Source organism: Roseovarius atlanticus (assembly GCF_001441615.1).
Classification (GTDB): Bacteria; Pseudomonadota; Alphaproteobacteria; order Rhodobacterales; family Rhodobacteraceae; genus Roseovarius; species Roseovarius atlanticus.
Genome location: NZ_LAXJ01000002.1, coordinates 47,479 through 67,618, shown reverse-complemented (window position 1 = coordinate 67,618; position 20,140 = coordinate 47,479). Strand labels below are relative to the sequence as shown.

Sequence of the window (20,140 nt, the reverse complement as noted above, 5' to 3'; positions counted from 1 at the left end):
CCCGTTCTTTCGCGAACCGCTTTAGTCAACCTGATCCGGTTTTGAAACAGCTTTCTTGAGGTCAGCCACGTCGGCAAAGAGCCGCTTGATCCGGCGCAGGTACTTATAGACCTCCATCTGGGTGTCCATTTTCATCGCCGGGTAGCCCAGCATGACCCGGCCCGCGGGCACGTTCGACAAAAGCTTGGTGCCGCCGCCGGCGATGACGTTGTCGCCGATGAAGATGTTGTCGGCCACACCCACCTGCCCCGCCAGCACGACGTTGTTGCCGACCTTGACCGATCCGGCCAGACCGACAAGGCCGCAAAGCAGGCAATCGGTGCCGATGACGCAGTTGTGGCCGACCTGCACGAGGTTGTCGATCTTGGTGCGGTCGCCCACCACCGTGTCGCGGATGGTGCCCCGGTCGACGGCGGAATGCGCGCCGACCTCGACATCGTCGCCGATGCGCACCGCCCCAAGGCTGTGAATGCGGACATAGGATTGCGATGCGATATCGCCCTGGTCGCCCAGCGATTGGCGCGCCCGTTCGACGCCGGACACATCCGGCGTGACATAGGAAAACCCGTCCGCGCCCACAACGGCGTTGGGCTGGGCGATGAAGCGGTCGCCGATGACGACGCGGGCACCGATGCGGGCGCCTTCGCGCAGAAAGGCCTGTTCGCCCAGAACCGCGTCGGTGCCGACAAAGCTTTGCGGACCGATGACGCTGCCCGCGCCGATCCGGGCGCCGGCGCAGATCACCGCCAGCGGGCCGACCGAGACGTTCTCGCCCAACTGTGCGGTTTCGTGGATGACGGCCGACGGGTGAATGCCCTCGTCCCAGCCCTGGCCGGGATCGAACATGGTGCTAAGCCCCGACATCACGTAGCGGGGTCGTGGTGCGACGATGGCGGCCTTCAGCCCCAGCGCCTGCCAGTCGGCCCCGTCCCAGACGAGTGCTGCACGAGCCGACCCTTGCGACAGTTTCTGGGCATACTCGGGCTTCATCGCCAGGGCGAGGTCGTCTGCGGTGGCGTCGGCAGGTTCGCGCACGCCGGTCACGGTCACGGCGACGTCACCCAGGGCTGTGGCCCCGAGCGCATGTGCGATCTGCTCAATCGTATAGGACATGTCCGACCCCTCGCGTTTGGGGCCGGTTTACCCCCGAACGCCGGGCAGCGAAACCCCTGCCTGTTCCAGCGCGGACCAGATCCGGGCATCGCGGCCATAGACGTCGGGACGGTAGTTCACGTGCCCCTTGGGTGAGGTCACGGCGGTGCGGTAGATGATGTGCACCGGCACGTGGGTTTCCAGATCGACCTTGGTTTCACGGCCCGTGTTCAGGATGCCGTGGAACTTGCCCTTGGGGTCGGCCTCTTGCACCGCAAGCAGCGCGTAGGCGAAATCGAACGGCTGGTGCAGGCGGATGCAGCCGTGGCTGTAGGCGCGGGTCTCATGGTCGAACAGGTGCTTCTGCGGGGTGTCGTGCAGGTAGATGTTGTACTTGTTGGGGAACATGAATTTCACGAGGCCAAGCGCATTGCGGCTGGAGGGCGGCTGCTTGATCGCAAACGGGAAATTGCGGGCGTTGTAGGCGCCGAAATTGATGCTGGACCGGCTGACCGTGCGGCCGCGGCTGTCGACGATGCGCATGTGCCCGGCGGCGTTGCGGTTGCGCTTCATCTGCGGCAGGTATTCCTTGACCGCGATCGAGCGCGGCACGTGCCAGGTCGGGTTGATGATCATGTGCTCCATCTCGTCCGAGAACTCGGGGCTTTGCCGGTCGGCGGCCTTGGCGCCGATGACGGCCCGGGTGCGGAAGGTCTCGATGTCGTCATCCATGATGCGGGCGGAGAAATCGGTGAGGTTGACCAGGATATGGCGCTTGCCCCGGCCCTGCGGCAGATTCAGCCAGCGCTCGCGTTCCATCGCCACGATGACCGATTTCAGCCGATCCTCGGCGGTGGCGTTGATCTCGCGCAGGGTGCTTTCGCCGGCGACGCCGTCGGGTTCCAGCCCGTGGTCGCGTTGGAAATCCATCACGGCCTTCTGGATGGTCGCGTCATAGCTTTGCGTGGCGGTGCGCCCGAGATAGCCCTTGGCCATCAGCCGGTTGCGCAGGGCCGTGACAGCCGGGCCGGACGCGCCCGGCTCCAGCTTGCCGCCCGGCACCGTGGGTCCCCAGCCGCCCTGGGCGACGAGGCCCTCGAGCCGCATCTTTTCCTTCATCAGGCGCTTGTACTCGTTGGTCGAGGGCGCGAGTTGCCGGATGAACTTGCGCGGCTCACGGCTGGCGGCAAAGGCGGTCAGGGTGCGGGTGCGGTCATAGTCGCGCAGCTCGCGCTTGATGGCGGGGACCACGCGGCGCGGGTCGAGCACGCCGGTGCGCATGTCGTCGGCAAGGTTCAGGAACGCCTTGCTGAGCGCGACCTCGGCAAACCCGATATCGCGGGGCGTGCGGGCGGTGCGCAGCATTTGTTCGAGCGCGTCGATGTCGTAGCGCGATTGCGGCAAGCCGTGGGCGGACACGGTTTGCAGCGCCAGGAAAAGCGCCTGACGCCGCGCCTTGTGCGCCTCCTGGTCGGTCCATATGCCGGTAAATCCGGTGCTGCGGTAGAAGGCGGCGAGATCGCGATCGTCCGAGGCGGCCTCGGCGACGGCCTGTTTGAAGGCGGTGACCTGCGCGGCGGCGGGTTGGGATGCGGACATCCAAAAGACCATGGCCATCAGGCCGCTGGCGATGGTGGTGAAAATGCTGGTCTGCCCCAATGTGCGCACTGCGCTGCTCATGCCGATCTCCAAAACAACGAACTTCCCTTGATGCCCAACAGGCACAATAATTCATTAGTTCCCAATGCGGCGGGATCTGTCCAATCACAATTGGTTTTAAAGGTAAAATCCGGCACATGTTGCAGCCAGGACGCAAAGCGGCCTGTGGTTCGGAAACACGTCTGCACGGAATTTGCGCAAATTCTTGCCGAAATCGCTTGTGCTATGGAACCTTCCGGCTTTCACCCCTTGGTAACCGATTCCTGATATGCCATAACAATCACACATCTGGGGATGAGATGGACAGAGCCGCTAACAAACGCGGCAACAGGCAAGCGACGGGACAGGCGCTAACAACATGACTGATCAAAGCTCGACGAGCGTAACGCGGCGTGCGTTACTGGGTGCATTTGCAGCTACGACAGTGGTCGCGGCACCAACATTTTCCAACGCAGCAGGGTTCCTTCGGGGCGCAGGCGATATTCGTCGCCTGACCATGGCCTCGCCCCGCACCGGCGAGAAGATCGACACGATCTACTGGATTGAAGGCGAATACATCAAGGACGCGGTCCGCGAGATCAACCTTTTCATGCGCGACTGGCGGACCAACGATGTGCACAATATCGACATGCGCACGATGGACATCATGGCAGCGGCGCACAACCTGATGGATGTGAACGAGCCCTACCTGCTGCTCTCGGGCTACCGCAGCCCGAAGACCAACGCGATGCTGCGCTCGCGCTCCAGCGGCGTGGCGAAGAACTCGCGGCACCTGCGCGGCCAGGCGGCGGACCTGCGGATGCACTCGCGCTCGGTCAACCAGATGTTCCGCGCGGCCTCCGCCTGTCGCGGCGGCGGCGTCGGGCGCTACTCCGGCTCAAACTTCGTGCACATGGATTGCGGCCCGGTCCGCAGCTGGGGGCGGTAAGACCCCGCCCGACAAAACGCGAATACTTCTGTTAAGCACCGGCCCTGCGAGGTCGGTGTTTTTGTTTTCACGTGTGAGATCCCGGATCAGGTCCGGGATGGTCAGGCGCTGCTTTCGTCCGGCACAATCCTGGTGCAGACGTCATCCCGGACCCGATCCGGGATCTCTTCCTGTCCTGGAGGGGCGGGAGGGCGTCCCCTACCCCAGCCTTGCCATGCGCGCGTCGCGCAGGCGGGCAAAATCGTCACCGGCATGGTAGGACGAGCGCGTCAGCGGCGTGGCCGAGACCATCAGAAACCCCTTGCCATAGGCGACCTTTTCGTAGGCCGCGAATTCGTCGGGATGCACGAAGCGGTCGACGGCGTGGTGCTTGGGCGTGGGTTGCAGGTACTGGCCGATGGTCAGGAAGTCGATATCGGCGGCGCGCATGTCGTCCATGACCTGGTGCACGGTCTGCCGGTTTTCGCCCAGGCCGACCATGATGCCGGACTTGGTGAAAATGCCGGGGTCCAGTTCCTTGACCCGTTGCAGCAGGCGCAGGCTGTGGAAATAGCGCGCGCCGGGGCGCACCTCGGGGTAAAGGCCCGGGACGGTTTCAAGGTTGTGGTTGAAGACGTCCGGTTGCGCCGCGACGACGACCTCGAGCACCGCAGGATCGCAATGCAGGAAATCGGGTGTCAGGATCTCGATCGTGGTGCCGGGCGAGCGGTGGCGGATGGCGCGGATCGTCTGGGCGAAATGCTCGGCCCCGCCATCGGTGACATCGTCGCGGTCCACCGAGGTGATGACCACGTGATTGAGCCCAAGCTTCTGCACAGCGTCGGCCACGCGCCCCGGCTCGAACGGGTCCAGATCCTCGGGCGGCTTGCCGGTGGCGATGTTGCAGAACGAACAGGCGCGGGTGCAGACCTCGCCCATGATCATCATGGTGGCGTGGCCCTGATTCCAGCATTCGCCGGCATTGGGACAGCCCGCTTCCTCGCAGACCGTGACCAGCTTGTGCTCGCGCATGATCCGGTGGGTTTCCAGATAGCCCTTGCCGACGGGCGCCTTGACGCGAATCCAGTCGGGCTTTTTCGGTTGGGCGTTGTCGGGCCGATGCGCCTTTTCAGGGTGGCGCTGGTCCGGGATCTTGAGATCGCGCACGAAATTTTCCCCGCAAATCCTTTGGTAAGACATCCTATTTATAAGTCACCGTGGTGGGAAGTTCCAGTGATGCAAACCCGTCATGCATGTGGCGGATGCGCGCGTAACGAGTGGCCCACCGCCCGCCGCACAGGCCGGATCGGCAGGCGCCTGCGCGTTTCGCGTGGGCGCTCCTGGCCGGTGAGCCTGGGCAGTTGCACCGGGCGTGGCCCGCTTTATGCTGACGCGCGAGGCAGACACCGGGGGCAGGATGGATTGGCAGCGGCACCGGCGCGAGGCGCATCGGCTGAGCCAGACGCAGGAGTACCTGAAACAGATCGTCTATGGCGGCAATGACGGGATCGTGACCACCTTTGCCATCGTGGCGGGCTTCGCGGGTGCGCAGGCCGAGGGCGTGGCGCAGATCGGCGGCGTGGCGGTTCTGGTCTTCGGGCTGGCCAACCTTCTTGCCGACGCGATCAGCATGGGGTTGGGAGAGTTCCTGTCCCTGCGGTCGCAGCACGACCTTTACCGCGCGCGCCGCGTGAGCGAGCTTCGCGAGATTGCGGCCGACCCCGAGCACGAGCGCATGGAGCTTTTCGAGATCCTGCGCCAGCGCGGTCTTCCCGCCGGCGAGGCCGACACGGCGGCCACGATCCTGTCGCGCCATCCCGAGATCATGGCCGACCTGATGATGACCTACGAATTCGGGATGCAGGACCCCGACGAGGACAGCCCGGTGCTGTCGGGGCTGTTCACCTTCGGGTCGTTCATCGTGTTCGGGGCGATCCCGCTGGTGCCCTATTTCATACTGGAGGCCACGCAGACCACCTTTCTGCTGTCGGTCGCGGCGACGGCAATGGCGCTTATCGCGCTTGGCCTTCTGCGCTGGAACGCCACCGGCGAGCGGATGGGCCGCTGCGTGGGCGAGACGCTGCTGGTGGGTACGATCTGTGCCGTGGCGGCCTTTGGCGTGGGTTGGCTGGTGGGGGGCTGAGCGCCTTCTACCCCATCAGGCCCGCGCTGTCGCCCAGCTCTGTGTAATGGCGTTTGAGCCGTTGCAATGCGATGCGCAGCACGATCTTTCCCGAGCGGGCGGACCATCCCAGCTTTTTCTCGGTGGTTTCCAAGCCTTCGAGGAAGCAGCAGCACCGCAGCGCTACATCCGCCAGCCCCGGACCGAGGTCACGCAACGCCCCCAGCACGCGGGCCTGGGCGGCCCGGGCGGAACCGTTCTGCTCTGCCACAACGGCAGGCTGCGCGGCGCCGGTCAGGATCTCGGGCCAGGCCGCGCGCGGGGTCTCGTTCAGGCGGGCCATTTCGTAATCCTCGCGCAGACGTTCGCCCGCGCGGACAAGCTCGGCGGGCAGAAAGCGGCTGCCGTCACGATTGCGGCGGCGCGAGAGCAGGATGAGGGGCGACTCGGTGATGCCATAGCGGACGCGGCGGCGCTCCTGCGCGTCGTCCTCGTCGTCGCCGGAATCAGGCTGGCCGAGAAAGGCGGCCTGACTTTCCTCGAATCCCTGGGCGGTGTTTTCCGCCTGGGCCATGAGCCGGCCAAGCGCCGTGCGCCCTGCCCCGGTGATGGCATAGCGCGAGATCCGGCCCGGACTGTCGCAACTGATCCACGATTTCAGCGCGAGCGCCTCCGCGATGTCGCGATCGACCACCGCGGTGCGGTTCTGTCCGGCCTCGGTTTCGCGCACCACCACGGCCTTGTCCATCTCGGCGGCCACGGCCAGCACGGCGCCTTTCTCGCACAGGCGGCGCAAAACGCGCAGGGCCTCGCGGTTGAGGCGGGATTCGGTGAGGGTCTTCGTGGGTTCGGGGTGTGTCAGCGGCGCGGTCATGCATCTCTCCTTGCTGCACGAACCGGCTTGGGGCTGACCCGCGATCTGTGGACCAAGACGGCGCAGGGCCTCGTCGACGAGGTGATCGTCGCGCAGCGCCTCGAGCGCACGGACCTGTCGGGACACGGTCGAGGCATGGCACCCCAGATGCCGGGCCAGCGCCCGGATCGACGTGCCGCCCTCGGTATGGGCGAGATAGGTGATGGCTGCCATCGGCACCCAAGACAGAGTCTGAGAGGCGGGTGACCCCACCAAATTGCAATCGCTCATCCGTTTCCCTCCTTGGCCCGATCTCTTGTCACAGGATCAGTTGTCCCCAAATTGCCCACAGAGTTATCCACAAGGCAGACGCAACCTAAGGGCGACTTAGTTACCAGTTCGTTAATTTGATAACGGTCTGGAAACAATGGTTTCAAAAGTGTGAACAATTGGAATCGCGTCCGTTCGGTTGAACGGCGAGTCGCGCAACGCCCCGACAGGGTGTGGCAGTCATCGAGGTCCCGAACGAAGGAGACCTGACATGACCGATCTGCTGACCGTTCTCGCCACGCTCAAGCGTCCCCGGCTGTTGATCAGCGCCGCCCGTCTGGGCGTCGGGCAGTACCGCCGTGAGTTGCATCTGGCGCGGCACCTGGACACGAGCGCCCTTCCCGACAGCGCGGCGGCGCTGGCCGAGTTGATCGAGATCGAGGCGGAGCTTGACGCGGCCCGGCGCGCCCGGCGCGCGGACTATGCCGTGGCGCGGCACGTGGATGTGATGATCGCGATCATGGGAGAGGCGCGGCTGGTCCGCGCCGCGCTGGCACCACAGGCACCGGCGCAGGGCTTGCAGCCCGCGCCGGTGCCGGTGACGTGACGGTTCAGGAAAACGCGTCGGGCATCGAGGCCTTTTTCTCGGCCACATAGGCGTCGAGCGCCTCGTGGATGGCGGGATCGAGCGGCGGTTGCTGGTAGTTGGCCAGTTGCTTTTCGACCCGCGTGGCGGCGAGTGTCATCGTGTCCTGCGCGCCTTCGTCGGCCCATTGCTCGAACGGTTTGTAGTCGAGCATTTCCGAGCGCCAGAAGGCGGATTTGAAGTTGGCCTGCGTATGGGCGCAGCCCAGGTAGTGCCCGCCGGGGCCGACCTCGCGGATGGCGTCCATCGCCTGGCCGTTCTCGTCGGTGTAGATGCCTTGGGCCAGGTGGTGGTAGACGCCCAACTGGTCGGCATCCATGACGAATTTCTCGAACGAGGACACCAGCCCGCCTTCGAGCCAGCCGCAGGAATGCAGCATGAAGTTGACGCCCGAAAGAAGCCCCATGTTGAGGCTGTTGGCGGTCTCGTACGCGGCCTGCGCGTCGGGCAGCTTGGAGCCGTTGAACGACCCCGCCGAGCGGTAGGGCAGCCCCAGGCGCCGGGCGAGCTGCCCCGCGCCATAGGTGATGTGCGCAGCCTCGGGCGTGCCGAAGGTGGGCGCGCCGGAGTTCATGTCGATCGAGGTGACGAAGGCCCCCATGATGACCGGAGCACCGGGATTGCAGAGCTGGTTGAAGGCCACACCCGCCAGCGCCTCGGCCAGAACCTGCGTCAGGGTGCCCGCGACGGTCACCGGCGCCATGGCACCGCCGACGATGAAGGGCGAGACGATGCAGGCCTGGTTGTTCTTGGCGTAAACCTCCATCGCGCCCATCATCACCTCGTCGAAGGTGAGCGGCGAGTTGATGTTGATCAGCGAGGTCATCACCGTGTTTTGCTGCACGAAATCCTCGCCGAAGAGGATGCCGCACATATCCACGCTGTCCTGCGCGCGGCTGGGCTCGGTCACGGACCCCATGAAGGGCTTGTCCGACAGCACCATGTGGGCGCGCAGCATGTCGAGGTGACGCTTGTTGACGGGGATGTCGGTGGGCTCGCACACGGTGCCGCCCGAGTGGTGCAGCCACTTGGACATATAGCCCAGCTTCACGAATTTCTCGAAATCGGCCATCGTGGCATAGCGGCGGCCGCCGGCATTGTCGCGCACGAAGGGGGGACCGTAAACCGGGGCGAAGACCAGGTTGTTGCCGCCGACGACGACATTGCGCTCGGGGTTGCGAGCGTGCTGGGTGTACTGCGACGGCGCGGTCTTGATCAGTTCGCGCGCGAGGCCGCGGGGGATGTGCACCCGCTCGCCCTGCACGTCGGCGCCGGCGTCTTTCCACATCTGAAGGGCACGCGGATTTTCTACGAAGTTGACCCCGATCTCTTCCAGGACGGTTTCGGCATTATGCTCGATCATCTCGAGCGCCTCGTCGTTGAGGACCTCGTAATTCGGGATGTTGCGCTCGATATATTTGGCGGTTTCGACGCTGACGGCGGTACGTTCCGCGCGGCGGGCTGCGCCGCCTCCGCCCCGGGCCCGTCTGCGGGTTGCTGCTTCGGCCATGATCTGGTTCCCCAACGTGGACTTGCACCCATATGAGAGTGCGACTGCGGCCTTAAATATCCGCTAATGCGACCGAGTCGGGGGAGATTTGCGCCGTTTCACGGTCTATAACGACATTCGGCGTGGGCGATCGGGGCGATTGGCAGGTGCGCGTGGGCTCTCGCCCACCCTACGGGAGGGGGCGGCACGCGCAAACCTGTTGCATCGCCCCGGCGCATTTCATAATGGCTTTGCATGATCCAGCATGACCGCCTTCTTATCATCGACTTCGGCAGCCAGGTGACGCAGCTGATCGCGCGCCGCCTGCGTGAGCTGAGCGTCTATTGCGAAATTCACCCGTTCCAGAACGTCACCGACGCCTTCCTGAAGGAGTTCGCGCCCAAGGCGGTGATCTTTTCCGGCGGGCCCGACACGGTGACCCGCGACGGGGCCCCCCGGCCGCCGCAATCGGTCTATGACCTGGGCGTTCCGATCCTGGGGATCTGCTATGGACAGCAGGTGATGATGCAGGATCTGGGCGGGCGCGTCGAAGGGGGCAAGATCTCGGGCGGCGGCGGCACGGCGGAGTTCGGCCGCGCCTGGGTGTCGCCCACGGAAGAGCGGATCGACCTGCTGGCGGGCTGGTTTCTGGGCGAGCGCGAGCAGGTCTGGATGAGCCATGGCGACCACGTGGCCGAGCTGGCCCCCGGGTTCGCGGTCTACGGCACCTCGCCGCACGCGCCTTTTGCCATCACCGCCGACCTTGAGCGGGATTTCTACGCGGTGCAGTTCCATCCGGAAGTGCATCACACGCCCAACGGCCGCACGCTTTACGAGAATTTCGTCAAGCGCGCCGGGTTCAAGGGCGACTGGACCATGGCCGCCTACCGCGAGGAGATGGTCGAGGCGATCCGCGAGCAGGTGGGCGATGCGAAAGTCATCTGCGCGCTGTCGGGCGGCGTCGACAGTTCCGTGGCCGCGGCCCTCATTCACGAAGCCATCGGCGAGAACCTCACTTGCGTCTTCGTCGATCACGGCCTTTTGCGCCTCAATGAGGGCGAGGAGGTCGTGGGCATGTTCCGCGATCACATGAACCTGCGGGTGATCCATGCGCAGGAGCAGGAGCTGTTCCTGGGCGAGCTGGAAGGCGTGTCGGACCCCGAGACCAAGCGCAAGATCATCGGCAAGCTCTTTATCGACGTGTTCCAGAAATACGCCGACGAGATCGAAGGCGCGACCTTCCTCGCTCAAGGCACGCTTTATCCCGACGTGATCGAATCCGTCAGCTTTTCCGGCGGCCCCAGCGTGACGATCAAGAGCCACCACAACGTCGGCGGTCTGCCCGAGAAGATGGGGCTGAAGCTGGTCGAGCCGCTGCGCGAATTGTTCAAGGACGAGGTGCGCGCATTGGGGCGCGAGCTGGGCCTGCCTGACAGTTTCATCGGGCGCCACCCCTTCCCCGGCCCCGGCCTGGCCATCCGCTGCCCCGGCGAGATCACCCGCGACAAGCTGGAGATCCTGCGCAAGGCGGATGCGGTCTATATCGATCAGATCCGCAAGCACGGGCTTTACGATGAGATCTGGCAGGCCTTCGTTGCGATTCTGCCGGTGCGCACCGTGGGCGTGATGGGTGACGGGCGGACCTATGATTACGCCTGCGCGCTGCGAGCGGTCACGAGCGTCGACGGCATGACCGCCGATTACTACCCGTTCAGCCACGATTTCCTGGGTGAGACCGCGACGCGGATTATCAACGAGGTCGAGGGCATAAACCGGGTGACCTATGACATTACCAGCAAGCCGCCGGGCACCATCGAATGGGAATGACCGAGACGGCGGAGCCTGCGCCGCAGGTCCTGCGCGCGGGGCTGTTCATGCTGGGGGCGGTGGCGTCCTTCACCCTGATGGCGGTGGCCGGGCGGCAGGTGAGCTTCGAGCTTGATACCTTTGAAATCATGATGTTTCGCAGCATCGTGGGCCTGTTCGTGGTGATGGCCGTGGTGCTGGTGCAGGGGCGCCTGCACGAGTTGCCGACGCAAAAGACCGGCACGCATCTGTTGCGCAACATCTTTCATTTCACCGGGCAGAATCTGTGGTTCTTCGCGATCACGATGATCCCGCTGGCGCAGGTCTTTGCGCTGGAATTCACCACGCCCCTGTGGGTGCTGATCCTGTCGCCGCTGATGCTGGGCGAGCGGATGACGCGCATCCGGGTGATCGCCGCCGTGCTGGGCTTTGTCGGTATCCTGATCGTGGCGCGGCCCACGCCCGACACGCTGAATATAGGCACTGCGGCGGCGGCGGCCTGTGCCATTGGTTTTGCCGGGACATACATCTTCGCCAAGCGGCTGACGCGGACGGAGACGCTGGCCTGCATCCTGTTCTGGATGACGGTGATGCAGGCGGTGTTCGGCCTGATCTGTGCAGGGTTCGACGGCGACATCGCCCTGCCCTCGGCCCAGAGTCTGCCTTGGCTGGTGGCCATCGGCATGTGCGGGCTGACGGCGCATTTCTGCATCACCTCGGCGCTGTCGCTGGCGCCCGCCACTCTGGTCAGCCCGATCGATTTCATGCGGCTGCCGGTGATCGCCATCGTCGGCCTTCTGGTCTATGACGAGGCGGTGAGCGTCTTTGTCTTCGTCGGCGCGGTCCTGATTTTCGGGGCCAATTACCTGAACCTCTGGTCCGAGACACGCAGGCGCTGAACCGTTCGGTTCGGAACCTTCTTGGGCTGTGACATTCTTGCACGCCCGCCCCGTGCTCATTGGGTCATGACGTCGCGTAAAAATTGACCGATTCGCACGTAACGGTAGTGTGACTGCAATGTTCTGGAGGAGAGGAACTCATGAAAAAACTGGCACTGGCCGCCACCACTCTCGGCCTTGCGGCAGGCACCGCCCACGCGGGCGGACTGGACCGTAGCTATACCCCGATCGATCCGCTGTTCGAGCGCGGCAACTATGCCGAGCTGTCCTATGGCTTCACCATGCCGGACGTGACCGGCTCGGACCTGCTGGGCAATCCGATCAGCAATGTCGGCGGTGACTACGGTCAAGTCGGCGCGGCGCTGAAGATCGACTTCAACGACAAGCTGTCGCTGGCGATGATCTACGACCAACCCTATGGCGCGAAGGTTGCATATGGTGGTAACCCCGCGACCACTTTGCTGGGCGGAACCCGTGCGGATGCCGAGACCCACGCACTGACCACGATCGTGCGCTACAAGATCACCGATCGGTTTTCTGTTTACGGTGGCCCCCGTTTCGTGGTGGCCGGCGGCGGGATCACCCTGTCGGGCCTCGCCTATGGTCCGCTCAACGGCTATAATGTGGAATTCTCCGATACCACCGGCGCGGGCTATGTCGCGGGTGCAGCCTATGAAATTCCCGATATAGCGTTGCGTGCGGCATTGACCTATCACTCGCCCATCGACATCTCGTTGACCACCACGGACAACATCGGGACCCCCGTCGGGACCACCGATACCGAGCTGCCGCAGAGCGTTGAGCTGGCGGTTCAGTCGGGTATTAACCAGAGTACCCTGATTTTCGGGTCGGTGCGCTGGTCTGAATGGGAAGCCTTCTCGCTGAATCCGCCGAACCCGCTGGTGCCGAATCTGGCCGAGCTGGACAACGTGGTGACCTACGAGATCGGTGTTGGTAAGCGCTTTACCGAAAAGTTCTCGGGTAGCGTGGCCGTTTCCTATGAAGACGGCGGCAGTGACGACTTGGTGTCGCCCCTGGCCCCGACGAACGGCCAGATCGGGCTCACTGTCGGCGGCAAGTACATGATCAACGACAAAATGGATGTCTCGGGCGGAATCCGCTACACGTGGTTGGGCGACGCGCAACCCGAAACCGGCACGCCCGACACGGCGCGCGGCAACTTCAGCAATAACTCCGCCGTCAGCCTGGGCCTGAAGTTCGGCTATCACTTCTAAGCCGGCATCACGTGAAATACTGAGGAACCCCGCCGTCCACTCCGGCGGGGTTTTTCTTTTGATCGCACCGCTTTGAGGTTTGACGGCTGAAGCCGCGCTGTCTACCAAAGCGGCGTTAGCAAGAGGCCGGACCATGATCTACCAAACCGCGCAGGACTGGCGGGATGCGCCGCACAAACGGGTGCTGTTCTACGGCATGTCGGGGCTTGGCAAGACGCACCTGTCCAACATGCTGCGCGATGCGGGCAATTGGTTCCACTATTCCATCGATTACCGGATCGGCACGCGTTACATGGGCGAGCTGATCGCCGACAACGCCAAGGCGCACGCGATGAAGGTGCCGTTTCTGCGCAACCTGCTGATGACGGATTCGATCTATATCGGGTCGAACATCACGTTCGAGAACCTGTCTCCGGTCTCGACCTATCTGGGCAAGCCGGGCGATCCGGACAAGGGCGGGCTGCCGATTGACGAATACCGCGTGCGGCAGGAGCAGTTTCGCCGGGCCGAAGTGAACGCGCTGATGGACACCGGCCATTTCATCGACCGCGCCGAACGGCTTTACGGCTATCCGCATTTCGTCTGCGATACCGGCGGGTCGATCTGTGAATGGGTGGATGGCGACGATCCGGACGATCCGATCCTGACGGAGCTGGCGTCTCACTGTCTTTTGATCGGGCTGAAGGGCAACGACGCGCACCGGCAGGAACTGATCCGGCGGTTTGATCGCGCGCCCAAGCCGATGTGTTATCAGCCCGAATTCCTGACGGCGGCCTGGGCGGAATACCTGAGCGAAAACAACGTCGAAGAGGGCGACGTTGAACCCGATCACTTCATCCGCTGGACCTATGCCCGCGCGCTGGCGCACCGCGCGCCGCGCTATGCGGCGATGGAAAAATGGGGCATCACGCTGGAGCATGACGAGGTTTCGCAGGTCACATCCGCCGACGGGTTCAAGGCGCTTGTGGCCGCAGCCCTTGAGCGTACGGGATAAACCGCTATCTAGGCCGGACCGCCGCAACCAGGTTTTCACATGCCCATAAAGATCCCCGCCAGCCTGCCCGCCTTTGACGTCCTCACCCGCGAGGGCGTGATGGTGATGGACGAGGACGCGGCATCGCGGCAGGATATCCGGCCCTTGCGGATCGGCCTTCTGAACCTGATGCCCAAGAAGATCCAGACCGAGAACCAGTTCGCCCGCCTGATCGGCGCGACGCCGCTGCAGATCGACCTGAGCCTGATCCGCATGTCCGAGCATCGCACCAAGAACACCGCCGCGGATCACATGGAAAGCTTCTATCGCCCCTTCACCGAGGTCGAGGCGACGGGCGAGAAATTCGACGGGCTGATCATCACCGGCGCCCCGATCGAGCACCTGGAGTTCAGCGACGTCACCTATTGGGACGAGCTGGTGCGGGTGTTCGAATGGACGACGACCCATGTGCATTCCACCTTCGGCGTCTGCTGGGGCGGGATGGCGATGATCAATCATTTCCACGGGGTCAAGAAACACCTCCTGGACGCCAAGGCGTTCGGTTGTTTCCGGCATCGCAACATGGCGCCCGCCTCGCCCTTTTTGCGGGGGTTTTCCGACGATTGCGTGATCCCGGTCAGCCGCTGGACCGAGATGCGCCGCGACGAGATCGAGGCGGTGCCGGGGCTGGACGTCCTGCTGGACAGTGACGAGGTCGGCCCCTGCCTGGTGCGGGACGACACGGCGCGCGCGCTTTATATCTTCAACCACCTGGAATATGACAGCGACACGCTGAAACAGGAATATGACCGCGACATCGCACAGGGCACGCCGATCAACGTGCCGTGCAATTACTATCCCGACGATGACCCCGGCCGCCCGCCGCAGAACCGCTGGCGCAGCCATGCGCACCTGCTTTACGGCAACTGGATCAACGAGATTTACCAGACGACACCCTTTGATATGGCCACGGTCGGGCTAGGTTCGCGGTGGTAACGATCAAAGGGGTTTCCGGGGCGATGAAACGCAGGCTGATCTGGGCGGCGCTTGGCGCCGTCGCGTTGTTGTCAAGCTGTGCGGGGCTGGCGGGTGTCAAGGAACGCACTGCCGAGCAAACCCACCCGCCCCTCGGTCGCTTTGTCGAGGTGGACGGCACTCGCGTGCATGTCTGGGTCGAGGGCTCGGGGCCCGACGTGGTGCTGATCCACGGCGCGGGCGGCAACCTGCGGGATTTCACGTTTGACCTGGCGAAACGCCTGACGCCGCGCTATCGCGTCATCGCCTTTGACCGGCCCGGTCTGGGCTATACCGAGCGGCTGCCGGGCTATGGCGGTGTGGGCAGCACCAAGGGCGAGTCCCCGCGCGAACAGGCGGCGCTTTTGCAGCAGGCCGCGGCGCAGATCGGTGTGCGGCGGCCCGTGGTGGTCGGCCACAGTTTCGGCGGGGCCGTGGCGCTGGCCTGGGGTCTGAACGCGCCGCGGGACACCGCGGCGCTGGTTCTGCTGGCGGGCGTGTCGAACCCCTGGCCCGGCGAGCTGGGCACGTTCTACAACGTTACCGGCACGGCACTTGGCGGCGCGGCGGCGGTGCCGCTGATCACCGCGCTGGCCTCGGAGGAGCGGGTGGAGCAAAGCGTCGAGGCGACGTTCGCCCCGCAAAGCGCGCCCGCGGGGTATTCCGAATACCTGGGCCCCGGCCTGACCCTGCGGCGCGAGACCTTGCGCGCCAACGGTCAGCAGGTGCTGGGTCTGCGCCCGCATATCGTGGCGATGTCGCAGCAATACCGTGACACGCTGCGGATGCCGGTCGAGATCGTGCATGGCGATGCGGACACCACCGTGCCGCTGGACGTGCATTCGATCCCGCTGTCGAAACAGTTGAGGCGCGGCAACCTGACGGTGCTGGATGGTGTGGGCCACATGCCCCATCACGTGCGGCCCCAGGCCACGGTCGCGGCCATCGACCGCGCGGCCTCTCGCGCCGGATTGCGTTAAGCCGCTTAACATTCCATAGTCGCCCGAAAATCAAGGGAGTGGCTGCATGGACCTGCCATTTGACGGCGCGATCAGCACCTATTTCAAGACCGAGGCCCCCGAGGAGGTGCGCAACGCCATCCGGCGGGCCGACAAGGGCGATATCCTGTCGTCCGATTATCCGCATTCCGACCGGATGCCGCGCAAGGCGTACGAGCAGGATCTGCACCGGCTTCAGATCGAGCTGGTCAAGCTGCAAGCCTGGGTCAAGGAAAGCGGCGCGCGGGTGGTCTGTGTCTTCGAGGGGCGCGATGCCGCCGGCAAGGGTGGCACGATCAAGCGGTTCCGCGAAAACCTCAATCCCCGCGGTGCCCGCGTGGTCGCCCTTCCCAAGCCGACCGAGACGGAAGCCACGCAATGGTATTTCCAGCGCTATATCGACCACCTGCCGGCGGGGGGTGAAATCGTGTTCTTCGACCGCTCGTGGTACAATCGCGGCGTGGTGGAAAAGGTCTTCGGCTTTTGCACCGACGACCAGCGCGAGCATTTCTTTCACCAGGTCGGCGATTTCGAGAAGATGCTGGCGGACGAGGGCATTCACCTCTTCAAGTTCTGGCTGAACGTGGGCCGCGCCGAACAGCTTCGCCGGTTCATGAAGCGCGAAAGCGACCCGCTGAAACAGTGGAAGCTGAGCTGGATCGATGTGGAAGGCCTAAAGAAATGGGACGCCTATTCTCAGGCGATTTCCGAGACGCTGGCGCGCTCGCACAGCACCCATGCGCCCTGGACGGTGGTGCGCTCGGACGACAAGCGGCGCGCCCGGACCGAGGCGATCCGGCACGTTCTGCTCAATATCGACTATGACCGGAAACTGCCGAAATCCCTGGGCAGCGCGGACGGGTCCGTCTGCGGCGGGCCCGAGATCTGGGATGCCTAAACGCGGCTATCACCACGGCAACCTGCGCCAGGCGCTGGTCGATGCCGCGCTGACGCTGATCGAGGAAAAGGGGCCCACCGGCTTTACCCTCTCGGAGGCCGCCAAGCAGGCGGGCGTGACCCCGGCGGCGGTCTATCGCCATTTCGGCGGGCGCGAGGATCTCATTGCCGAGGCGGCGCGCCAGGGCTACGAGATTTTCGCAGACGTGATCGAGTACGCCTACGGCACCGGCGAGACCGCGCTAAGCGCGTTTTCGGCCACGGGCCGCGCCTATCTGGCCTTCGCGCGGAAATATCCCGGCCATTACATCGCGATGTTCGAAAGCGGCATCTCGGTCAATCGCACTGCCGATCTGGCCGCCGTGTCGGGCCGCGCCCGCGCCGTGCTGGAACGCGCGGCCGAGGGCCTCTCGGCCCATATCCCGCCCGACAAGCGCCCACCCACCGCGATGGTCTCGGCCCATGTCTGGGCGCTCAGCCACGGCGTGGTGGAGCTTTTCGCCCGCAACTCGCCGGGCACCCAAAGCCCCTTCCCGCCCGAAGACCTGCTGGAGTCAGGAATAGGCATCTATCTTCGGGGCCTGGGCCTCTTGCCGCCGGACCAATAGGCCCTGCCCCCTCTTCTTCTGGCTGAAAATATCCCGGGGGAGCGTCGAAACCTCTGGTTTCGACGTAGGGGGCTGGCCCCCAAACAATACAAATCCGGCGCGCCGCAGGCGCTCATTCTGAAAGGATGTGGCTCGCATCAAAAAGGGCCGCCCAACCGGACGGCCCTTTCCGAAATTCCGAACCCAAGGCTTAACGCTTGGAGAACTGGAAGCTCTTGCGGGCCTTGGCGCGGCCGTATTTCTTGCGTTCCACGACGCGGCTGTCACGGGTCAGGAAGCCTGCCGCTTTCAGCGCACCGCGCAAGCTGGGATCGTACAGTTGCAGCGCCTTCGAGATGCCGTGCTTGACAGCCCCGGCCTGGCCCGACAGACCGCCGCCCTTGACGGTGGCTTGCACGTCGAACTGGTCTTCGACACCGGCCACCGTGAACGGCTGGCGCAGGATCATCTGCAGCACCGGACGGGCGAAGTACTTGTTCATTTCCTTGCCGTTGACCGAGACCTTGCCCGAGCCGGGCTTGATCCAGACGCGGGCGACCGCATCCTTGCGCTTGCCGGTGGCGTAGGAGCGGCCCAGGTCGTCGCGGACGGGCTCGCGGGGTGCTTCCTCGGGCGTGCCCTGGACACCGCCGATATCGTCGGTGACGGCTGCTTCCAGACCGTCGAGTGTTTTGATTTCGTCAGCCATCTGTCTTACACCCGCGTGTTTTTCTTGTTCATGGATTTCACATCCAGCACTTCGGGGCTTTGCGCCTCGTGCGGATGCTCGGTGCCGGCGTAGACGCGCAGATTGGTCATCTGGCGGCGCGCAAGGCGGTTCGACGGCAGCATCCGCTTGACGGCCTGCATGACGACGCGCTCGGGGTGCGCGCCTTCCAGGATCTCGGCGGTGGTGCGCGACTTGATCCCGCCCGGGTGGCCGGTGTGCCAGTAGTTGGGTTTCTCGCGCTTCTTGCCGGTCAGCTGCACCTTGTCGGCATTGATGACGATGACGTTGTCACCCATGTCCTGGCTCGGTGTGAAGCTGGGCTTGTGCTTGCCACGCAGGCGCGTGGCGACGATCGAGGCAAGGCGGCCCAGAACGATGCCGTCGGCATCGATCACGATCCACTTCTTGTCGATATCTGCCGGTGTTGCAGAAAAGGTTTTCATGGTCTTGTCCCCAAGGGTCAGAGGGTCATAATTCGGATTGCGGGGTTATATAGGCTCCGGTGCACAGTTCAAGCGGGAAGTGCGCGTTATTTTTAAGCTAAAACAAGCACTTGCGATTTAGGTATTATTTTACCCCATATGGAAAGCCTGATTCACACCCCCGGCCCGCCGCTTGCGACCCTGGTGCTTCTGGCGCTGTCCACGGTGCTTGGCATGGCGCAGGTGGCCAAGATCATCAAGGTCTATGAAGCCAGGCACGAGCTGAAGCACGGCTCGGCGGGGTTCATCCGGTCGATTTCCGGCTGGTCGCTGGTGGCGTTCTGGGCCATGGCGGTGTGGTTCGTGGCCACGGTGATCGGCGACTGGTGGGTCAGCGACGACCTGGCCGGCGCGATGGACCGCGCGTGGCTTAGGCTGCGGATCCTGCTGGAGATTGCGGCGGCGCTGGGGGACAGCGACTGATGGCGGGCCCGGTGCCCGGCGCACAGGCGGTGCAGGCCGCGCTGCGATGTCCCAATTGCGCCGGGCAATGCCGCTACAGCCCCGAGGCCGAGGGGCTGGCCTGCGACAGTTGCGGCGCGGTGCAGCGGCTGGAGACGCCGGACGATCACCTGGCGCGCACCGAGTACGGCTATGACCCCGATCTGCCCGCCGAGGAGCCGCAAAGCCGCCCCGACCTGATGGAACATGGCTGTGAGGCCTGCGGCGGGCGGGTGATCTTCACCGGCCCTGCCCTGTCCGAGCGCTGCCCCTATTGCGACGGTCCGGTGGTTCTGGCCGACCCCGACAAGGGGTTCGACACGATGGCGCTGATCCCCTTCCGGGTGACGCTTGAGACGGCGAAGGCCAGAGCGCAGGACTGGGTGCGCGCCCGGATCGCGGCGCCGTCGGACTTGTGGGCACAGGTGGAGGACGGACATTTCAGCGGGCTTTACGCGCCGTTCTGGACCTTCGACAGCAAGGAGGCGCTGGAGTACTGGGCCAAGTACGTGACCGGTTCGGGCAAGCACCGGCGCACCCGGTCGACCAGCGGGTCGATGAAGATCCATTTCGACGACCTGCTGGTGCCGGCGTCGCCCCATGTCACGCCGCTGATCCGCGACGGTATCCTGCACGATTTCTACCCTCTGCGCCTGCGCCCCTACCGCGCGGCCTATCTGGCGGGGTTCGCCGCCGAGCGGCATCACCAGACCGTGGCCGAGGGGCTGGAGGCCAACGCCAGCGACAAGCGGCTGCTGATCCGCAACCGGATCAAGAAACACATCGACAAGCGCGGCGTGCATGACATCACCTATCGCACCGACACGACGGGCATCCATTACCGGCGCATCCTGCTGCCGGTTTGGATTTTGCATTACGCCTATGACGGCACGCCGAAAAAGATCGTCGTTTCGGGCATCGACGGGCGCACCTTTGGCGAGCGGCCCCTGTCGCGGCTGAAGGTCATGGCCTATGCCGCGGCGCTGAGCGCGGTGGTGATCGCGTTCGGGCTGGCCTGGGGCGCGGGCGGGCTGCTCTAG

Annotated in this window: 20 protein-coding genes; 13 read left to right on the top strand and 7 right to left on the bottom strand. The window is 64.4% G+C overall.

Going from position 1 to position 20,140, the window contains the following annotated elements; all coding sequences use genetic code 11:
- Positions 1-21: 21 nt before the first annotated feature.
- Positions 22-1,113 carry a UDP-3-O-(3-hydroxymyristoyl)glucosamine N-acyltransferase gene (gene lpxD / locus XM53_RS00580; RefSeq protein ID WP_057789248.1) on the bottom strand — a complete coding sequence of 364 codons (1,092 nt, stop codon included), beginning with the start codon at positions 1,111-1,113 and terminating at the stop codon, positions 22-24.
- 27 nt (positions 1,114-1,140) lie between these two features.
- Positions 1,141-2,772, bottom strand: coding sequence for a L,D-transpeptidase family protein (locus XM53_RS00575; protein ID WP_057790263.1), 1,632 nt, complete (start codon positions 2,770-2,772; stop codon positions 1,141-1,143).
- Between the two features lie 337 nt (positions 2,773-3,109).
- Here XM53_RS00575 and XM53_RS00570 point away from each other — a divergent pair, with 337 nt between their 5' ends.
- Complete coding sequence (locus XM53_RS00570; protein WP_057789247.1) at positions 3,110-3,679, top strand: YcbK family protein; 570 nt, start codon at positions 3,110-3,112, stop codon at positions 3,677-3,679.
- Between the two features lie 198 nt (positions 3,680-3,877).
- Here XM53_RS00570 and lipA read toward each other — a convergent pair whose 3' ends face one another.
- Positions 3,878-4,825 carry a lipoyl synthase gene (gene lipA, locus XM53_RS00565; protein ID WP_057789245.1) on the bottom strand — a complete coding sequence of 316 codons (948 nt, stop codon included), beginning with the start codon at positions 4,823-4,825 and terminating at the stop codon, positions 3,878-3,880.
- Between the two features lie 250 nt (positions 4,826-5,075).
- Here lipA and XM53_RS00560 point away from each other — a divergent pair, with 250 nt between their 5' ends.
- A complete protein-coding gene (locus XM53_RS00560) occupies positions 5,076-5,801 on the top strand; it encodes a VIT1/CCC1 transporter family protein (RefSeq protein ID WP_057790261.1) in 726 nt (241 codons plus the stop codon).
- A 7-nt stretch (positions 5,802-5,808) separates the two neighbouring features.
- Here XM53_RS00560 and XM53_RS00555 read toward each other — a convergent pair whose 3' ends face one another.
- On the bottom strand, positions 5,809-6,924 hold the full coding sequence (locus XM53_RS00555) for a DUF6456 domain-containing protein (protein WP_057789243.1): 1,116 nt from the start codon (positions 6,922-6,924) through the stop codon (positions 5,809-5,811).
- 250 nt (positions 6,925-7,174) lie between these two features.
- Between XM53_RS00555 and XM53_RS00550 the strand changes: the two genes are divergently transcribed.
- A complete protein-coding gene (locus XM53_RS00550; protein WP_057789241.1) occupies positions 7,175-7,510 on the top strand; it encodes a DUF6477 family protein in 336 nt (111 codons plus the stop codon).
- A gap of 4 nt (positions 7,511-7,514) precedes the next feature.
- Here the strand turns inward: XM53_RS00550 and XM53_RS00545 are convergent, their stop codons facing one another.
- Positions 7,515-9,059 (bottom strand): trimethylamine methyltransferase family protein, encoded by a 1,545-nt coding sequence (locus XM53_RS00545; protein ID WP_057789239.1) that lies wholly within the window; start codon positions 9,057-9,059, stop codon positions 7,515-7,517.
- Positions 9,060-9,293: 234 nt separating this feature from the next.
- Between XM53_RS00545 and guaA the strand changes: the two genes are divergently transcribed.
- The 8 genes from guaA to XM53_RS00505 all read left to right on the top strand — a co-directional run bounded on the left by guaA (position 9,294) and on the right by XM53_RS00505 (position 17,468).
- On the top strand, positions 9,294-10,865 hold the full coding sequence (gene guaA, locus XM53_RS00540; RefSeq protein WP_057789237.1) for a glutamine-hydrolyzing GMP synthase: 1,572 nt from the start codon (positions 9,294-9,296) through the stop codon (positions 10,863-10,865).
- Positions 10,862-11,743: a DMT family transporter gene (locus XM53_RS00535; protein WP_236544388.1), complete on the top strand. Its 882-nt coding sequence runs from the start codon at positions 10,862-10,864 to the stop codon at positions 11,741-11,743. Before guaA ends, XM53_RS00535 begins: the two co-directional genes overlap by 4 nt.
- Positions 11,744-11,883: 140 nt before the next feature.
- Entirely contained in the window at positions 11,884-12,978 is a 1,095-nt protein-coding gene (locus XM53_RS00530; RefSeq protein ID WP_057789233.1) for an OmpP1/FadL family transporter, read from the top strand.
- A gap of 133 nt (positions 12,979-13,111) precedes the next feature.
- Complete coding sequence (locus tag XM53_RS00525; protein ID WP_057789231.1) at positions 13,112-13,972, top strand: hypothetical protein; 861 nt, start codon at positions 13,112-13,114, stop codon at positions 13,970-13,972.
- A 39-nt stretch (positions 13,973-14,011) separates the two neighbouring features.
- A complete protein-coding gene (metA, locus tag XM53_RS00520; protein WP_057789229.1) occupies positions 14,012-14,947 on the top strand; it encodes a homoserine O-acetyltransferase MetA in 936 nt (311 codons plus the stop codon).
- Between the two features lie 23 nt (positions 14,948-14,970).
- Positions 14,971-15,945, top strand: coding sequence for an alpha/beta fold hydrolase (locus tag XM53_RS00515; RefSeq protein ID WP_057789226.1), 975 nt, complete (start codon positions 14,971-14,973; stop codon positions 15,943-15,945).
- Between the two features lie 46 nt (positions 15,946-15,991).
- On the top strand, positions 15,992-16,861 hold the full coding sequence (gene ppk2 / locus XM53_RS00510) for a polyphosphate kinase 2 (RefSeq protein WP_057789224.1): 870 nt from the start codon (positions 15,992-15,994) through the stop codon (positions 16,859-16,861).
- Entirely contained in the window at positions 16,854-17,468 is a 615-nt protein-coding gene (locus XM53_RS00505) for a TetR/AcrR family transcriptional regulator (RefSeq protein WP_057789223.1), read from the top strand. Before ppk2 ends, XM53_RS00505 begins: the two co-directional genes overlap by 8 nt.
- A 190-nt stretch (positions 17,469-17,658) precedes the next feature.
- On the opposite strand, the gene rpsI is transcribed toward XM53_RS00505, so the two are convergent.
- Both rpsI and rplM read right to left on the bottom strand, forming a co-directional pair.
- A complete protein-coding gene (gene rpsI / locus XM53_RS00500; protein ID WP_057789222.1) occupies positions 17,659-18,156 on the bottom strand; it encodes a 30S ribosomal protein S9 in 498 nt (165 codons plus the stop codon).
- A gap of 5 nt (positions 18,157-18,161) precedes the next feature.
- On the bottom strand, positions 18,162-18,620 hold the full coding sequence (gene rplM, locus XM53_RS00495) for a 50S ribosomal protein L13 (RefSeq protein WP_057789221.1): 459 nt from the start codon (positions 18,618-18,620) through the stop codon (positions 18,162-18,164).
- 138 nt (positions 18,621-18,758) lie between these two features.
- Here rplM and XM53_RS00490 point away from each other — a divergent pair, with 138 nt between their 5' ends.
- A complete protein-coding gene (locus XM53_RS00490; RefSeq protein WP_057789220.1) occupies positions 18,759-19,082 on the top strand; it encodes a hypothetical protein in 324 nt (107 codons plus the stop codon).
- A complete protein-coding gene (locus tag XM53_RS00485) occupies positions 19,082-20,140 on the top strand; it encodes a hypothetical protein (protein ID WP_057789219.1) in 1,059 nt (352 codons plus the stop codon). The genes XM53_RS00490 and XM53_RS00485 overlap by 1 nt, the downstream gene beginning before the upstream one ends.

Excerpts from the sequence above, each read along its gene's own strand:
- lpxD (WP_057789248.1), bottom strand. The coding sequence starts at position 1,113 with ATGTCCTATACGATTGAGCAGATCGCACATGCGCTCGGGGCCACAGCC.
- XM53_RS00575 (WP_057790263.1), bottom strand. The coding sequence starts at position 2,772 with ATGAGCAGCGCAGTGCGCACATTGGGGCAGACCAGCATTTTCACCACC.
- XM53_RS00570 (WP_057789247.1), top strand. The coding sequence starts at position 3,110 with ATGACTGATCAAAGCTCGACGAGCGTAACGCGGCGTGCGTTACTGGGT.
- XM53_RS00560 (WP_057790261.1), top strand. The coding sequence starts at position 5,076 with ATGGATTGGCAGCGGCACCGGCGCGAGGCGCATCGGCTGAGCCAGACG.
- XM53_RS00555 (WP_057789243.1), bottom strand. The coding sequence starts at position 6,924 with ATGAGCGATTGCAATTTGGTGGGGTCACCCGCCTCTCAGACTCTGTCT.
- XM53_RS00550 (WP_057789241.1), top strand. The coding sequence starts at position 7,175 with ATGACCGATCTGCTGACCGTTCTCGCCACGCTCAAGCGTCCCCGGCTG.
- XM53_RS00545 (WP_057789239.1), bottom strand. The coding sequence starts at position 9,059 with ATGGCCGAAGCAGCAACCCGCAGACGGGCCCGGGGCGGAGGCGGCGCA.
- guaA (WP_057789237.1), top strand. The coding sequence starts at position 9,294 with ATGATCCAGCATGACCGCCTTCTTATCATCGACTTCGGCAGCCAGGTG.
- XM53_RS00535 (WP_236544388.1), top strand. The coding sequence starts at position 10,862 with ATGACCGAGACGGCGGAGCCTGCGCCGCAGGTCCTGCGCGCGGGGCTG.
- XM53_RS00530 (WP_057789233.1), top strand. The coding sequence starts at position 11,884 with ATGAAAAAACTGGCACTGGCCGCCACCACTCTCGGCCTTGCGGCAGGC.
- XM53_RS00525 (WP_057789231.1), top strand. The coding sequence starts at position 13,112 with ATGATCTACCAAACCGCGCAGGACTGGCGGGATGCGCCGCACAAACGG.
- metA (WP_057789229.1), top strand. The coding sequence starts at position 14,012 with ATGCCCATAAAGATCCCCGCCAGCCTGCCCGCCTTTGACGTCCTCACC.
- XM53_RS00515 (WP_057789226.1), top strand. The coding sequence starts at position 14,971 with ATGAAACGCAGGCTGATCTGGGCGGCGCTTGGCGCCGTCGCGTTGTTG.
- ppk2 (WP_057789224.1), top strand. The coding sequence starts at position 15,992 with ATGGACCTGCCATTTGACGGCGCGATCAGCACCTATTTCAAGACCGAG.
- XM53_RS00505 (WP_057789223.1), top strand. The coding sequence starts at position 16,854 with ATGCCTAAACGCGGCTATCACCACGGCAACCTGCGCCAGGCGCTGGTC.
- rpsI (WP_057789222.1), bottom strand. The coding sequence starts at position 18,156 with ATGGCTGACGAAATCAAAACACTCGACGGTCTGGAAGCAGCCGTCACC.
- rplM (WP_057789221.1), bottom strand. The coding sequence starts at position 18,620 with ATGAAAACCTTTTCTGCAACACCGGCAGATATCGACAAGAAGTGGATC.
- XM53_RS00490 (WP_057789220.1), top strand. The coding sequence starts at position 18,759 with ATGGAAAGCCTGATTCACACCCCCGGCCCGCCGCTTGCGACCCTGGTG.
- XM53_RS00485 (WP_057789219.1), top strand. The coding sequence starts at position 19,082 with ATGGCGGGCCCGGTGCCCGGCGCACAGGCGGTGCAGGCCGCGCTGCGA.